Source organism: Salinibius halmophilus (assembly GCF_003577475.1).
Classification (GTDB): domain Bacteria; phylum Pseudomonadota; class Gammaproteobacteria; order Pseudomonadales; family Natronospirillaceae; genus Salinibius; species Salinibius halmophilus.
Genome location: NZ_QPEP01000016.1, coordinates 73,128 through 89,075 on the forward strand (window position 1 = coordinate 73,128; position 15,948 = coordinate 89,075).

The window sequence follows — 15,948 nt, forward strand, 5'->3', positions numbered from 1 at the left end:
TTTCATGACGTTGCCAAATTTCCTCACGTTGATGCGAGTCGTAATGATCCCGTTCACCGTGGGTGTATTTTATTTGCCATTTATCTGGGCGCCCTTGCTTGCTTGTGCGTTGTTCACCATCGCGGCCATTACTGACTGGTTCGATGGCTACCTAGCTCGCAAGTGGAACCAGAGCACCCCATTTGGCGCCTTTTTAGATCCTGTTGCCGATAAGCTTATTGTTGCGGCATCGCTTGTTGTATTGGTTGAGTTCTTCGCTAGCCCTTGGTTAACCATTCCAGCGATTATTATTATTAGCCGTGAAATTACCATCACAGCACTGCGCGAATGGATGGCGCAAGTTGGTAAACGTGCCAATGTGGCGGTGTCGATGATTGGTAAAATTAAAACAACATTCCAGATGATTGCGATCGGTGTTTTACTGGCCACTCCCGCGCATTCGGCAATATTCGCTATCCCGTTTGCTAACTGGCTGCCTTGGCTTGGTTTGGGCCTGTTGCAAGTGGCGGCAGTGCTAACGCTTTGGTCGATGTTTGTCTATCTAAGAGCGGCATTGCCTATTTTACTGCCAAAAGAGTAACCCCTAGGCGTGACTGGCTTAAAAGTTGTGCTATAAAAAAGTACAAAAACTGACCAAATATAAAATATTCCTTTAAAAATCAAAAAGTTAGAGAAAAGTGGTTGACGTAGGAGAAAAGATCATTAATATACGCAACCACATTGAGGCGCGGGAATAGCTCAGTGGTAGAGCACAACCTTGCCAAGGTTGGGGTCGCGAGTTCGAATCTCGTTTCCCGCTCCAAACTCAATGATATGGCTGGATGGCAGAGTGGTTATGCAGCGGATTGCAAATCCGTGGACGCCGGTTCGATTCCGACTCCAGCCTCCATCTGCCCGGATGGCGAAATTGGTAGACGCAAGGGACTTAAAATCCCTCGGTGGTAACACCGTGCCGGTTCAAGTCCGGCTCCGGGCACCATTCAAGCTTTGAGCTTGAAAGCAATTAACCCCACATGATTCGTCATTGTGGGGTTTTTTGTATCTTAAGGTTTTTCATAGCTTGTCCCTCATCGACTAAACTTAACCAAGTGTCTGGTGACGGGTGAGTATATGGCCAACCTAGTGTTGTTAGATGTATTAGAAGCATTTCTCGACTCTGCTGGCAAAGCGTCTGAGAGTTTTCCGCAAGTGTCCGTTACAGTTGTTGTGCAAGGGCAGGTGATTTCGGGGTCTTTGGTTCACCCTATAGAATACTTTGCAGACATGCAGGCGCTAGTAGGCGAGGGGGCGAATAATATGATTAGCGCTCGCTTTGAGGCGATGTCGGCGAAGTTAAATAACCATTTGCAAACTAGCCATCTTGATAGTGTATTTCTAAAAGACGTGCGCTTGGTTTTTGGTCAGCACGTTGAATATTTGCCTGCCATGGAAGTAAGGCGTGATGCCATTGAAAGTATCGCGCTAGGCGAGTTGGCGATCTGGCATTAAGCCTCGATACGCGATCCCTTCAAGGCCTTGTAAGCCGCCGGTATGAAAAAACACGATCGGCCCGGTTGGCAATTTTGGCAGTAAGGAGTGTAAGCCTATTAGCGCTTTGGCAGTATAAATTGGTTCGACTTCAATGCCTTGCTGTTGGGTCAGGCTAACCATTTGCCATTCTCGATCGGCAAACTTCGCATAGCCTTTGCCCTCGTAACCATGGTGCAGCGTCCAGTTCTGCCCATTCGTGAGTGACTGTACCGTGCTTAACAGCTGCTTGTCTTTTACAACGGCAATGCCATGTACATGCGCATTAGGGTTGCCGTTGGCTAGTCCAGCTAGTGTGCCGCCGCTACCAGTGGCGCAAAAAACAGTTTTGGCTTGCCCGTCTGGCGTCTGGCTTAAGTTTAATTGGCTCACGCCCGCAACCCCATCAAGTGAAGTTCCGCCTTCGGGAACAATTAAGTAATCTGGGTAACGATTCTGTAGCGCTGAAAGAAATTCAGCATGGTGGCGCTTGCGATAGTCATCACGGTTGCAGGCAATCAGGGTCATGCCTTGTTGCTGACACGCTTTAAGTGTTGGATTGTTTTGGTCAATGGCGCCAGTCCGCACAATGCCTACGCTTCTAAGCCCAGCTCGTTTGCATGCTGCTGCAGTGGCGAGAAGATGATTTGAGAAAGCGCCGCCAAAGGTCAAAACCCCGGTGAACCCTTCGGTTTGCGCCCGCAACAGCGGAAAGTGTAATTTAGCTATTTTATTGCCCGACACGCCCGGCAGGTATTCATTCAAACTAACAACCCAGACTTTATTCTGGGCAAGCATTAGCGGTTGCCAGCTCAATGCTGTTTCAGATAGTAGTGATAACATTTATTCAAACGCGACAACTTGGTTGCGACCCTGATCCTTTGCCAAATAAAGTGCTTTGTCGGCATACTTAAGCATAGCGCTGACATCTTCTGGTTGTTCTCGATGATACAGCCCGATAGAGGCTGTTATGGGCTGGCGAAGGCCTGCCGCTGGCCCGACAAATTCTTCTACTGCTGCTCGCACACGTTCACAAACAGCGAGAGATTCAGCGCGTGTTTTGCCCACGATCATAATGGCAAACTCTTCACCACCTAAGCGGGCAACAAAGTCGTGGTTTCGTAGCACTTTCTTGAAGGTTTGCGCTAAGGCTTGCAAGGCGCTGTCTCCCGTTGCATGGCCGAACTCGTCGTTGACGCACTTAAAGTGATCGAGGTCGAGTAGCGCAATGGCCAAGCAGTGACCTTCGCGCGCGCAAAAAGAGTGTTTTTTATCAAACGTTTGATAAAAAAGCTTTCGATTGGGTAAACCGGTTAAATGGTCGTGGCTGGCTTCTTTGGATAGTTGTTCGTTTAGTGCTTCCAACTTCTGATTTAGCTGGGTAATTTCATTGTTTTGCTTAATTTGCCGGAAGCTCTCACCAAGGAGATCACCCATCATGCGAAATAATTGCTGATGAATGCTATCGAAAGGACCATGCTGGAGGGCATTATCTGCAGCAATCCAACCAACAGGTTTGCCTGCATACCAAAACGCATAGGCGGCGTTCCACCCTTGCCCAATTACTTCTATCTGTGCTTCTTCTGTCTCGGAGAACTCAACGATTGGTGTGTCTTCCCATACAACGATTTGGCCGCGATCGCGAACCTCCTTCACAATGGGGCTTAGTTTTTCCGTGGCTGGTGTATGGCAAGTGCTTTCGTCAACAATATTGCCACGTGCATCGGTTCCCCAGGTACCGTGAATGGTTTCGGTCACATCATCGTAGAGCAGCACGCCAAAGCGATCGAAGTCGAGTTTGTTAACCGCTAATCGAACAATATGTTGTGCCATGTCGTAGAAGTCGGTTTCGTCGTACGCTGCAAGACTAGCAAGATATAACTCATGAAGATAATACACCTCTAGGCCATCTTCTTTCGATGGTGGCTTCTTTAGCGGCTTCATGGTTATGGTTCTGAATAGCTGGTCACTCGCCATTGTTTTTTTCCTATTACCTTCTTGAAGCGAATTGCTGGCCGTCTGCTAGGCTTATACGTAAATAGTAGGGGAGATGTGCCATGCGCGCCATTTTTCTAGTTTTGCTCACCAGTTTGTCTATGGCAGATACATTCACGTTTGGAATCGTACCACAACAAAGCGCACAAGTGCTCGCTGAAAAGTGGACGCCCATATTCAAATATTTAAGTGAGCAAACAGGTGATACTTACCAGTTCAAAACGGCAGCAGATATCCCTGCCTTTGAGCGAGAGCTTATTGAAGGGGCTTATGATTTTGCTTATATGAACCCTTACCACTACACCGTGTTTTCCCAGCACCCCGGATATCGTGCTTTTGCTAAACAAGCAAATAAATCAATTCGTGGCATTGTTGTCGTCGCAAATAATTCGCCAGCGCAGAGCCTTGCCGATTTAGCCAACCAAACGCTTGCCTTCCCTTCGCCGGCCGCATTTGCCGCAACAGTCATCCCGCAAGCCGTGTTAAGGCAACAGCAGATAGAGTTTACACCGCAGTATGTCTCGTCTCATGATTCCGTTTACCTTACCGTTGGCCGAGGTTTATTTGCTGGTGGTGGCGGTATTGAGCGCACACTGAGCACGATGGATGACGCTGCTCAAAACAAACTTAGAGTTCTTTGGCGAAGCCCAGCTTATACGCCGCATGCGTTCGCCGCTCATCCTGCTGTGGATACAGCAGCTGTTGAGCGGTTGGCAGCGGCCTTTGCGCAAATGCACGAAACGCAGCGCGGCAAAGCACTACTAAGTGAGATTAGTTTCGAATCAGTAGAGCAGGCGCATGACCAACAGTGGAACGATATAAGAGCACTCGGTATTAATCTATTAGATGACTTATTAACAGAATATGCGCTGGACGATTAAGGCCAAAACCATAGTAGGGGTAGCCGTTATTGAGATAACGCTGCTAACACTACTGATTATAACTGGCTTGAACTATTTTCGCAGCTACAGCGAGCAGAGGTTAGCAAGCGAGACTGAGTTAGTCGGAAGCTTGTTTGCTCAAGCCAGTAAAGACGCCGTAATTTCTTATGACCTGGCTACTTTGGAGTCATTAATCAGTGCACTAGAAGGCAAAGTGCATCGGTTACGTGTTGTCAATCAAAGCGGCCTGGTGTTGGCGCAAACAGCAAACTTCGACAGTAGGCCGTTCATTGTAGACGAAAGTTTGGCAGTGAATAATGACAACGAGTTCGCTTTCGAGGTGCCTATTGTGGCATCCGGCAGCGAGTTTGGTGTTGCCCAAATCGGCATCGACGTCTCGGCCTTTGAGCGCACCATGGACGTTGCTGCCAGAGGTGCTATGGCGATTGCCATGGCGGAAATCTTGCTTGTTGCATTGTTCTCGTTTCTTCTCGGTAGTTACCTGACTCGCCAGCTTAGTAGCTTGCGTGGTGCCGCCGATAAAATTAAGGATGGCGACTTTGATGTTCGCATTCAACGCGCCACTAATGATGAAATTGGTGAGGTTGCACTCGCATTTAATAAAATGGCCGAGAATCTCAGCTCGGCGCGAGAAAGCACAGAGCGCTATCAGCATCAGTTGCAAGAAGCTAATCGGACGCTAGAAGCGAGAGTGGCTGATCGGACGCAATTGTTAGAGCAAGCAAATCAATCACTACAAGAGACAGCAAACAACTTAAGAAAAGCGCAAGGCGTGATGGCGCGTCAAGAAACCTTAGCATCGGTTGGTACGTTATCGGCAGGCATGGCGCATGAAATTAATACGCCGCTTGGATTTATTGCTGCCAATATGAAAGTGATGTCTGAATACATTGAGGAGCTAGCAGATAATCAGCACGTTGCGCCAGATATTTTACAGGATATGAGAGAGATAGTATCCGATAATCAGCAGGGCTTACAAAGAATTAAAGACATCATAAAAAGCCTAAAGGCCTACGTGCACGACGGAGCCATGGTGCTAAAGCCACTTCAGTTAGACCAACTCGTGAAGCGGTCTCTGAATCTGGCTAAACATAGGGTGAGAGACAATGTTTATATCATCGATAACATCGTGCCTGATTGCTGGATTGAGGGTGATGAAACACGGCTTATTCAAGTTGTAACGAACTTAATCGTTAATGCTTCGCAAGCCATGCCAGAAGGTGGTCCAATTAATCTATACGTAACCCGTAAAGATGATCGTTGGTGCCTACACGTGCAAGACTCAGGAACAGGTATTGCACCAGAGCATTTAGAAAAGCTGTTCGAACCATTTTTTACGACTAAATCTGTTGGCGAAGGTACAGGGTTAGGTCTATCGATCAGTTATGGCATTATTGAAGAGCATAACGGTGAGTTAAAGGTTCAAAGTCAAATCGGCCAAGGCAGCCGTTTTACCGTTGTTTTACCCATTCACCAGCCGTATTAAACAAGGAAGGCCCAGGTTGAAATTATATACCCCAAAAACTGTGCTGGCGCATGAGGCCCAGGCCGCTAGCCAGCAAGGCATGTCACTCTGGCAGCTTATGCAACGCGCTGGGCAAACTATTTTCAACGAAGTTCAGCGTCGTTATCGAAGTAGTGAGCATTGGTTGATCTTAGCAGGCCCAGGCAATAATGGCGGTGATGCTTACCTGGTAGGCGCCTTGGCATTGGCTAGTGATTATACCGTTACCTTGTGTGCAGTAGGTGAGCCAAAAACCGAGCTCGCTAAGCTGGCAAAAGAGTTGTTCGAGCGCGCTGGTGGTGCGGTGTCTGAATCGCTTCCTAATGATGCTGATGTGATCATCGATGGTTTATTTGGTGCGGGTTTTCGGGGCAGTTTGCCAAACGAAGAATGGATATCTCAGGTTAACCGTATGAGCGGCGCCCGCATTGCCATCGATGTGCCATCTGGTGTCAATGGCACTACAGGCTGGGTCGAAACGTGCGCTTTTTACGCTGACCTAACCATTCAAATGGTGGCAGCAAAACAGGGGCTGTATACCAGTAAAGCCAGTGACTATTGTGGTGAAAAAATTGTTAAGCGCTTGGGTGTTGAGCTATCAGTTGAGCCCGATGCGCGGCTAGTCACCAAGCTTGCTTTGCCTTGTCGCAGTGACTATTTCAACAAAGGCAACGCAGGCCACGTAAAGGTGATCGGTGCTGGGCGTGGCATGGCAGGCGCGGCTTATTTGACGGCTCTGGCTGCCTTAAAAGCGGGTGCAGGCAAGGTGAGTGTTTTCTGTCATCAACAAAATGTTGCCATTATTGCCAGTATGCTGCCAGAAGCCATGGTGTTGCCCATAGATGAGTTGTCGGCTACTGATCAGGATGTGTTAGCGATCGGGCCGGGTCTTGGAAGGGATGATTGGGGTAAAAAGGCCTGTGAGCAAGCAGTTGCGGTGCCAGGCAGAAAAATAGTAGATGCCGATGGGCTGTATTGGTTGCCCAAGGATACGATGGTTGAGGTGATTACCCCGCACCCGGGTGAAGCAGCGCGATTGCTCAATAAAAATACTCAGGCCGTTGAAGCCGACAGGTTTGAGTCGCTTCATGCCCTTGCTAAGCGTGCTGAGCAGGTAGTGTTAAAAGGCAATGGCAGTTTAGTGTGGCATGATGGCGTACATGTAATTGGTGCGGGAAGTCCTGCAATGGCTGCGCCGGGGATGGGTGATGTGCTAACCGGTGTGATTGCTGCACTGATGGCACAAAAATGCCCCGAGCCGGCAGTGCAGGGGGCACTATGGCATGCGTTAGCAGGTGCTGAGATGCCAATTGGCTCGCTAGCCAGCGAGGTGGCAAATCGATTGACGCTAGTGCGTGCTAGTCTGCAAAATTGAAACATAGGTACTTGGTTTCTAAGTACTCTTCTAGTCCATCGTGAGCGCCTTCACGACCTAGGCCAGAAGCTTTAATGCCGCCAAACGGCGCCGTCGCATTTGATATTAGCCCCTCATTAATGCCTACCATGCCGACCTCTAAGGCCATGGCAACACGCCAGCATCGGCGAACTGATTCACTATAAAAATAGCCTGCGAGGCCGTATTCGCTTTCATTGGCGTAATCTAGTACCTCCGTTTCGCTATCAAATGGCACAATCGCCGCTAATGGTGCAAAGGTTTCTTCTCTGCATACACGTGCCTTTGGCGAAACATTAGTGATCACGGTTGGCTGGACAAAATTACCATCGGCCGCTTGGTTGCCATAAAGTAAATTTCCGCCATGTTCTAAGGCGTCATCAATATGCTGTTGATAGGTTTGTACTGCCTCGTTATTGATCAGTGGCCCGAGCTGAACGCCAGATTCTATTCCATTGCCTACTTGTAGTGCTTTCACCGCGGCGACCAGTTTGCTTTCAAAGCTAGAGAGCACAGAGCGGTGCACATAAAAACGGTTAACGCATACACAGGTTTGACCGTTGTTGCGAAACTTTGCGGCGACCGCACCGGCAACTGCTTTATCAATGTCGGCATCATCGAACACAATAAACGGGGCGTTACCGCCAAGCTCTAAGGAAATACGTTGAATATTCGTCGCTGCACTTTGCATTAATTGTCGGCCCACATCTGTGCTGCCTGTGAAGCTTATTTTCCGTACTCGAGCGTCAGTGGTAACAACTTTTGCAATCATGCTAGCCTTGCCAGTTACCACATTAAACACGCCTTTTGGAATGCCAACATCTTCAGCGAGTTGGGCTAGAGCCAACGCAGAGAACGGTGTGGCACTCGCTGGTTTGACAATTATGGTACAGCCAGCTGCGAGCGCGGCGGCTGCTTTGCGTGTAATCATTGAGTTAGGGAAGTTCCAAGGCGTGATGGCAGCGCATACGCCGACCGGCTGCTTAATGACGGTGATCTGCTGGGTCCGGCTCATGGCAGGAATGGTATTGCCGTTGGCCCGACGGGCTTCCTCGGCAAACCACTTCACAAATGAAGCACCATAAGCAATTTCACCTTTCGCTTCGGCCAGTGGTTTGCCTTGCTCTTCGGTCATCAGTGCCGCGAGCTCGTCTTGATGCGCCATAATGGCGTGGTACCAAGCCATTAAATAGTCACCGCGTTCTGTAGTCGGTAACTCACGCCAGTGTTGCCATGCGGTATGGGCGTGATCAGTGGCTTGCTGAATGTGAGATTCGTCTAAGTTGGGGACTCGACCAATAACTTCTTGCGTGGCAGGATTGTCGACAGCGATGGTGTTGTTAGTGCTTTGCCACCGACCGTTGATATAGGCCGCTTCATGCTTGAGTGTCATTAGATGACTCCTTTAGCAATTTACTTAGCAGCAACTCGCGCTCTTTTTCGGTGCGTGCTAGCAATGCCTTTAATTGGTTGGCTTCACTTTCTAACTGCTGGTTCGTGCTCTGTAGTGCTGAACGAGCGGCTAGTCCTTCTAATTCTAGCTGATGCAGTGCCTGCATATGCGCTTGCGATTGACTAGCCAGTGTTTGCCGCATTTCTTCTAGCTCTGATGATTGTTTACGTAGTTGTTCAGTATGCTGATTACTTTGAGCTTTAGTTGCCTCTGCTTCTTGCTCAATACTTGCGATATGCGCCTGCAGTGCCGAAATGGTTTGATCTTTGATGTGAGATTGCGTGGCAAAAGTTTGCTGTTGGTTGGCAAGTTCTGCTTCGTGTTCTTCTTCTAGTTGGCTTTGCAGTAGTTCGGCATCATCTAATCGAGACAACAGTTGCTCATTTTCTTCACCAAGTGAATCGACTTGTGCCTGCAATACTTTTATTTGCTGCTGGGTTTCACTTTGTTCGGTGTCTAGCTGTTGCTGTAGTTCTAGTACCTGTTGAGTGAGCTGCTCGTTGTCTCGCGCTAGCGTTGTGTTGTCTTGCTCCAGCTCGGAAAAATTCGAACGCAGTTCGTCTGTTAACTGCTCTATTTGTTGATTAAAACGATCTTTGAGCCAGGCGCTCAACCCTAAAAGCAGCTCTGCTTGCATCTCGGGTAGGGCGCTAGTGAGTGCGGCGTGCTCTCGCCAAGTTTTGATTAATGGCTCTATAACGCTGTAACTGCCACCACCAATTTTTGCCCGCACATCGTCTCTATCCCAAGCAATACCAGCTTCTTCTAGTTCATTACACGCGTCAAATACTGCATCTAATGTGGCAATTCGCTTCATTTTTTGAAATCCGTAGAAAAAAGTACAATATACTGTAACCGTACATTGTAAAATAAGTACAGTAAACCGTAACTTGCAATTTATAGATTTAAAATTCATGATTATCCCCATAATCATGAATAATGAGTAACACATGAAGGATGTAGAGCAGTTGGCCACTCATGTGCTTGCTTTGCACCAACCTGGTTCTAGCCAAACACCGTTAGTAAGCGGCGTGCTGGGTGCGAGCAATGATGTGCAAGCCGTGGCTATTTGGCTTAACGAATTTAACGGTGCGACACAGCGCAATTACCGCAAAGAAGCCGAGCGTTTTTTGATGTGGTTGCAATGGCGCGGGTTAAATGGGCTGAAGCAGGTTACCAGACTAGATATTGCAGATTACCAAGCTTTTTTGGCTGCGCCGCCGGCTAGTTGGCTAGGGCATAGGTATAAGCGCACCGATGCGCGTTGGCGTCCGTTTAACAAACCCTTAAGCGAGGCGAGTCAGCGCCAAGCAATGATTGTGTTGAACGCCATGTTTAGCTACTTGGTCGCTGGGCAATACTTGCCAGCCAACCCTATTGCACTTGTGCGTGGCAAGCGTCGTGGGGCGCGTCGGCATGAGCAATTAATAGAGCGCTATCTTGAAGTAGATACGTGGCAACTTGTATGGCAGCAAGTGCAGTCTATGCCAGGGCAAACCAAAAGGGCGCGCGACCAGGCGGAGCGCTGTCGTTTTTTATTCTCGCTACTTTATTTATTAGCGCCTCGTGTATCCGAGGTGGCAAATCAATCGATGAATAGCTTTCGCTTATATAAAGGTAGATGGTGGTGGTTTGTGACCGGGAAAGGCGGCAAACAGGCCCGGGTGCCAGTGTCGCAAGAGATGTTAGCTGCGTTAAAGCGTTATCGCTTGTACCTAGGGTTGAGTGAGCTTCCGCCTATTGATGATGATTCACCGCTGTTACGCTCGGTTACTGGCCGTAATGGTGTTACCGCTAACATGGTGTATAGAATAGTGAAGGGAGTGTTTGCTGAGGTAGCGGCGCTGCAGTCGGATACTTATATAAGGCAGCAGTTGCAACGCGCATCTACACACTGGCTTCGCCATACCTCTATTACGCATGCCGATGAAGCAGGTGTGAGTTTGAAGCACCTAAGTAAGGCGGCACGACATGAGAAGCTCGAGACTACGGCAATCTATCAGCATGCCGAAGATCAGCAGTGGCATGACGATTGGAGCAGGTTGCGAATCATTAAATCTGGACCAGAGGGTGGTTAATTGTTGAGCCAGTCTTTATATTAGTGCCGTATTAATGGCGGAATGTAACCATGTTGATTGTCATGGTGACATTAGAAAATAAATTGTCGGTATTTGGATCGACACAATTTGCCATGAAAATGGCTAGAGCCCTTGTAAATACTGAGGGTTTTATAGGCGTAGTTGTTTAAATGATAAAGTGTCTCATTTGCATAAATCAAGCTTTTTCTTGAGTTTGCAAACACCGCATGATAAATAACGCGCCGGACTTACGCTGTGCTGTTTTGTTTGGCAAACGTTAGAGCAATTAGAACAAGTAGGCGGCAACGGATGTTGGGCTGAATTGCTAAGCAAAACGAAAGGCTAAAAAGGTGCAACAAATAGCACCGTGCGCTGCGCACTAAGACGTTTTCTTGGGGCGAGTTGCGAGCTTTTGCGGGAATATACCGGCAAGTGCAAGTACAGCAAAATTTCTATCTGATACTTACCAGAGTTTTGGTGGGTCGGAAAATTTACAGGAAACCTAGTATGACTCATTACAACCAACCGCAGCAGGGCCTCTATCGTCCTGAGTTTGAGCACGATGCCTGTGGTATCGGATTTGTTGCCAACCTAAAAGGCAAGAAGTCGCACGATATTATTGAAAATGCTCTAACCATGCTGACGTGTATGGAGCACCGTGGAGGTACAGGTTTTGACGTAAAAAGTGGTGACGGGGCAGGTATTCTGATCCAGATCCCACACGAGTTTTTCGCTAAAGAAGCAGAAAAGCTTGGCTTTACTCTACCAGCCGAGGGCGACTACGGTGTAGGCATGGTGTTCTTCCCAGCGGAAGAGCCATTGGCTACCAAGAGCCGTGACCATTTTGAAGCGAATATTGCTAAGTTGGGCCTCGAAGTGCTGGGCTACCGTAAGGTACCAGGTGATAACTCTGGCCTGGGTGAAGCATCGCGTCAAAGCGAGCCAGACATCCAGCAGATCTTTATTAAGCGCCCTGAGTCAGTGTCACGTGAAGACTTTGACCGCAAATTATTCGTGCTTCGTAAAAGCACAGCGCACCAATTAAATGCCGATTTGGCTGACGACAATAAAGATGCGTTTTACATTGCATCGATGAATACGCGCACCATCGTGTATAAAGGTCAGTTAACAACGGCACAAGTACGCGAGTACTACCTAGACCTGCAAAACCCAGAGGTTGAATCACGTTTGGCGATGTTCCACTCGCGATTCTCAACCAACACATTCCCTGCATGGCGTCGTGCTCAGCCGTTCCGCTACATTGCTCACAACGGTGAGATCAACACCGTTCGTGGTAACGTGAACTGGATGCGTGCCCGCGAAGCCTTGTTTGAATCAGTTCACTTCTCGCCTGAAGAACTTGAGCTGATTAAACCAATTTGTAACCGCGACAGCTCTGACTCGGCCAACCTAGATATGGCGGTTGAGCTATTGCTGTTGTCTGGTCGCCCGCTAGAGCAAGTAATGATGATGCTTGTGCCAGAAGCGTGGCAGTCGCAAGAAAACATGGATAGCGTAAAACGCGCTTTCTATGAGTATTATGCTTCAGTTATGGAGCCTTGGGACGGTCCGGCATCGTTGTCATTCACAGATGGTATTACCATTGGTGCAACACTCGACCGTAACGGCCTGCGCCCATCTCGTTACCTAGTAACCGACGACGGCATGCTAGTAATGGGCTCTGAAACTGGTGCGCTATGCGTTAACCCAGCGACTGTTATTGAAAAAGGCCGCTTAGAGCCAGGTAAAATCTTCGTTGCCGACCTAGATGAGGGTCGAATCATTGCGGATGACGAAGTGAAGCAACGTGTTGCCTCGAAGCAGCCGTATGGCGAGTGGGTAGCACAGAAGCAGATCAAACTAGACGAACTGCCAAATGCGCCTGAGCACCGCGACCAGCCAGAGCTAATTAGCTTGCGCCAACACCAGAAAGCCTTCGGTATCTCGTTCGAAGACTTGAACATGGTGATTGCGCCAATGGCATCTGGTGGTAAAGAGCCACTAGGTTCTATGGGTAACGATACACCGCTAGCAGTGCTATCTGACAAACCACAGCACCTGTCTAACTACTTCCGTCAGCAATTCGCGCAGGTAACCAACCCGCCAATTGACCCGATTCGTGAAGAGATGGTGATGTCTTTGCGCACTTATGTGGGCAAATCGCAAAACCTACTAGTTGAAACAGCAGACCATTGCCATAAGGTTGAAATTAAACAACCAGTATTGAGCAATGATGAGCTTGCTAAGCTTTCGTACATCGACCATGAGCATCTACAAGCCAAATCGTTGGCCTCGGTATTTGTTGCCAATGGTGATGAGGCTGAGCTAGAACTAGCACTTGAACGCTTATGCCGTGACGCGCGTGAAGCCGTTGAACAAGGCTACTCGCTGCTAATTATCAGCGACCGTGGCATCGACACCGACCACGCTGCCATTCCGTCATTGCTGGCCACTGCTGCAGTGCACCACGATCTAATTCGTGCTGGCTTGCGTGCTAAAGCCGACATTATTGTGGAAGCCGGCGACGTATGGGAAACCCATCACGTGGCAACATTGGTAGGTTATGGCGCATCGGCAGTTAACCCATATATGGCGATTGAGTCTTTGGTTGAGTTGCGCGAAGAAGGCGTACTAAGCAAAGACAAAACAGCTGAAGAGCACTTCAAAGGCTTCGTTAAGGGTGTTAACTCTGGCCTATTGAAGATTATGTCGAAGATGGGTATCTCGACCATTCAGTCGTACCACGGCGCCCAAATTTTTGAAGCGCTAGGTATTAACGCTGAGCTTGTTGACAAGCACTTTACTGCAACCACTACCCGTATTGGTGGTGTGGGCCTAAAAGAGCTTGCTAAAGAAGCATTGGCGAAGCACCGCGAAGGCTTCCCAGCGGAAGCTCGTATTCCTGTCACCGACACCTTGGCGACTGGCGGTAACTACGCTTGGCGTCATGATGGCGAGCGCCACTTGTTTAGCCCAGCGAGCATTCGTTTGCTACAGCATTCGACGCAAAGCGGCGACTACGAGAAGTTCAAAGAATACGCCAAAGTTGTTGACGACCAAGCCGAAGCAGCGTTTACCCTACGTGGTTTGATGGAGTTCAACGCGGATCGTCCTGCTATTTCTATCGATGAAGTAGAGCCAGCGGAAAACATCTTTAAACGCTTCGCCACAGGTGCGATGTCGTTTGGTTCGATCTCGTGGGAAGCGCACACAACCCTAGCCGCAGCGATGAACCGCATTGGTGGTAAGTCGAACTCGGGTGAAGGTGGTGAAGACCCAATTCGCTTTAAGCCAAATGAAAATGGCGACCTATTGCGCTCGGCAATCAAGCAGGTGGCATCTGGCCGTTTCGGTGTAAACAGCTACTACCTAACCAATGCCGACGAGCTACAAATTAAAATGGCACAGGGTGCCAAGCCAGGTGAGGGTGGTCAGCTTCCGGGTCACAAAGTAGACGCGTGGATTGGCCGTACTCGTGGCTCAACGCCAGGTGTAGGCCTGATCTCGCCGCCACCGCACCACGATATTTACTCGATCGAAGATTTGGCACAGCTAATCTACGATTTGAAAAACGCTAACCGTGATGCACGCGTGAACGTGAAGCTCGTATCGGGTACGGGCGTTGGTACGATTGCCGCTGGTGTAACCAAAGGTTATGCCGACGTAGTACTGATTGCTGGCCACGATGGTGGCACAGGTGCTTCACCACTGAGCTCAATTCGCCACGCTGGTTTGCCGTGGGAGCTAGGTTTGGCAGAAACGCATCAAACCTTGGTTAAAAACCGCCTACGCAGCCGTATTGTGGTACAGGCCGATGGTCAGATGAAAACGCCACGCGACCTTGCTGTTGCAGCCCTTCTAGGTGCTGAAGAGTGGGGGGTAGCGACTGCCGCCTTGGTTGTTGAAGGCTGTATCATGATGCGTAAGTGTCACTTGAACACTTGCCCTGTGGGTGTTGCAACGCAGAACAAAGACTTGCGCGCACGCTTCAATGGCCAAGTAGAGCACGTGGTTAACTTCTTCAAGATGTTGACCCAAGGCCTGCGTGAAATTATGGCAGAGCTTGGTTTCCGCACCGTTGATGAAATGATTGGTCAAACGCAAGCACTTAAGTTCCGCGACAATGTGGATCACTGGAAGTACAACAGCCTAGACCTAAGCTCGATCTTGTATAAGCAAGAACCAGCAGAAGGCGATAGCCTGTACTGCACCGTGCCACAGAAGCACATGATCAACGACATTGTTGACCGTGAGTTCATCGAAAAAGCCAAAGATGCGTTAGAAAACCAAACGCCAGTGGTAATTGAGAAGAACTTGGTGAACACCGACCGCTCTGTGGGTACCATGTTGTCGAACGAAATTTCTAAGCGTTACGACGACAAAGGTTTGCCGCACGGTACCATCCACTTGAAGCTAACAGGCTCTGGTGGTCAGTCGTTTGGTGCATTTGCCGCTAAGGGTATTACCTTCGAAATGGAAGGTGACGCCAACGACTACTTTGGTAAAGGTCTGTCGGGTGCGGAAATGGTGATTTACCCACCGAAAGTATCGAAATTTGAGCCAAGCAAGAACATCTTGATTGGTAACGTAGCATTCTTCGGTGCAACCTCTGGTAAGTCGTTTATCCGTGGTATTGCTGGTGAGCGCTTCTGTGTTCGTAACTCGGGTGCAACTGCGGTAGTAGAAGGCGTGGGTGATCACGGTTGTGAATACATGACTGGCGGTAAGGCAGTGATTCTAGGCCGTACTGGCCGCAACTTCGCAGCTGGTATGAGCGGCGGTGTTGCCTACGTGCTAGACGTTGATGGTGACTTTGCTAGCAAGTGCAACATGGAAATGGTGCAGCTAGAAAAAGTTGAAGCGCCGGAAGACGTAGCCGACTTGCAAGCGTTGATTACTGAACACAAAGAGAAAACAGGCTCTGATGTAGCAGAAGCGCTACTAGCCGACTGGGATGCTTCGTTGGCGAAGTTCATCAAAGTTATGCCAGTAGATTACAAGCGCATGCTTGGTTACATGACTGCAGCACGTGAAAGCGGCCAGTATGAAACCGACAACGAAGTGATGGAAGCTGCGTTTGATATGCACATGAACAACCTGGCGAAAGCCAAGTAATT

The 15,948-nt window shown here is 49.0% G+C and carries 11 protein-coding genes and 3 tRNA genes; 10 read left to right on the plus strand and 4 right to left on the minus strand.

Features of this window, described 5'->3' with window-relative positions:
- The first annotated feature begins 4 nt into the window (after positions 1 to 4).
- The 5 genes from pgsA to DUW71_RS16540 all read left to right on the plus strand — a co-directional run bounded on the left by pgsA (position 5) and on the right by DUW71_RS16540 (position 1,488).
- Positions 5 to 580, plus strand: a complete 576-nt coding sequence (gene pgsA / locus DUW71_RS16520) for a CDP-diacylglycerol--glycerol-3-phosphate 3-phosphatidyltransferase (protein ID WP_119396386.1) — start codon at positions 5 to 7, stop codon at positions 578 to 580.
- Positions 581 to 727: 147 nt separating this feature from the next.
- Positions 728 to 802 (plus strand) — tRNA-Gly (locus DUW71_RS16525).
- Positions 803 to 815: 13 nt separating this feature from the next.
- Positions 816 to 889, plus strand: a tRNA-Cys gene (locus DUW71_RS16530).
- Between the two features lie 3 nt (positions 890 to 892).
- A tRNA-Leu gene (locus DUW71_RS16535) sits at positions 893 to 979 on the plus strand.
- 131 nt (positions 980 to 1,110) lie between these two features.
- The gene (locus DUW71_RS16540; protein ID WP_119396387.1) at positions 1,111 to 1,488 is read left to right on the plus strand and encodes a hypothetical protein; all 378 of its coding nucleotides are present in this window, start codon (positions 1,111 to 1,113) and stop codon (positions 1,486 to 1,488) included.
- Here the strand turns inward: DUW71_RS16540 and DUW71_RS16545 are convergent.
- Both DUW71_RS16545 and DUW71_RS16550 read right to left on the minus strand, forming a co-directional pair.
- Positions 1,462 to 2,349: a 1-aminocyclopropane-1-carboxylate deaminase/D-cysteine desulfhydrase gene (locus tag DUW71_RS16545; RefSeq protein ID WP_119396388.1), complete on the minus strand. Its 888-nt coding sequence runs from the start codon at positions 2,347 to 2,349 to the stop codon at positions 1,462 to 1,464. The two genes, DUW71_RS16540 and DUW71_RS16545, sit on opposite strands and share 27 nt — an antisense overlap.
- A complete protein-coding gene (locus DUW71_RS16550; RefSeq protein WP_119396389.1) occupies positions 2,350 to 3,483 on the minus strand; it encodes a sensor domain-containing diguanylate cyclase in 1,134 nt (377 codons plus the stop codon).
- An 80-nt stretch (positions 3,484 to 3,563) separates the two neighbouring features.
- Here DUW71_RS16550 and DUW71_RS16555 point away from each other — a divergent pair, with 80 nt between their 5' ends.
- From DUW71_RS16555 to DUW71_RS16565, 3 genes are read left to right on the plus strand one after another with little or no spacing between them, the layout of a single operon-like run.
- A complete protein-coding gene (locus tag DUW71_RS16555; RefSeq protein WP_119396390.1) occupies positions 3,564 to 4,382 on the plus strand; it encodes a phosphate/phosphite/phosphonate ABC transporter substrate-binding protein in 819 nt (272 codons plus the stop codon).
- A complete protein-coding gene (locus DUW71_RS16560) occupies positions 4,366 to 5,889 on the plus strand; it encodes a sensor histidine kinase (protein ID WP_119396391.1) in 1,524 nt (507 codons plus the stop codon). Before DUW71_RS16555 ends, DUW71_RS16560 begins: the two co-directional genes overlap by 17 nt.
- A 16-nt stretch (positions 5,890 to 5,905) precedes the next feature.
- Positions 5,906 to 7,282 (plus strand): NAD(P)H-hydrate dehydratase, encoded by a 1,377-nt coding sequence (locus tag DUW71_RS16565; RefSeq protein ID WP_119396392.1) that lies wholly within the window; start codon positions 5,906 to 5,908, stop codon positions 7,280 to 7,282.
- On the opposite strand, the gene DUW71_RS16570 is transcribed toward DUW71_RS16565, so the two are convergent.
- Complete coding sequence (locus DUW71_RS16570) at positions 7,266 to 8,693, minus strand: NAD-dependent succinate-semialdehyde dehydrogenase (RefSeq protein WP_119396393.1); 1,428 nt, start codon at positions 8,691 to 8,693, stop codon at positions 7,266 to 7,268. The two genes, DUW71_RS16565 and DUW71_RS16570, sit on opposite strands and share 17 nt — an antisense overlap.
- Complete coding sequence (locus DUW71_RS16575) at positions 8,677 to 9,570, minus strand: DNA-binding protein (protein ID WP_119396394.1); 894 nt, start codon at positions 9,568 to 9,570, stop codon at positions 8,677 to 8,679. Before DUW71_RS16575 ends, DUW71_RS16570 begins: the two co-directional genes overlap by 17 nt.
- A gap of 133 nt (positions 9,571 to 9,703) precedes the next feature.
- Here DUW71_RS16575 and DUW71_RS16580 point away from each other — a divergent pair, with 133 nt between their 5' ends.
- Positions 9,704 to 10,831 (plus strand): tyrosine-type recombinase/integrase, encoded by a 1,128-nt coding sequence (locus DUW71_RS16580; RefSeq protein ID WP_119396395.1) that lies wholly within the window; start codon positions 9,704 to 9,706, stop codon positions 10,829 to 10,831.
- Between the two features lie 507 nt (positions 10,832 to 11,338).
- The gene (gene gltB, locus DUW71_RS16585; protein ID WP_119396396.1) at positions 11,339 to 15,946 is read left to right on the plus strand and encodes a glutamate synthase large subunit; all 4,608 of its coding nucleotides are present in this window, start codon (positions 11,339 to 11,341) and stop codon (positions 15,944 to 15,946) included.
- Positions 15,947 to 15,948 lie beyond the last annotated feature (2 nt).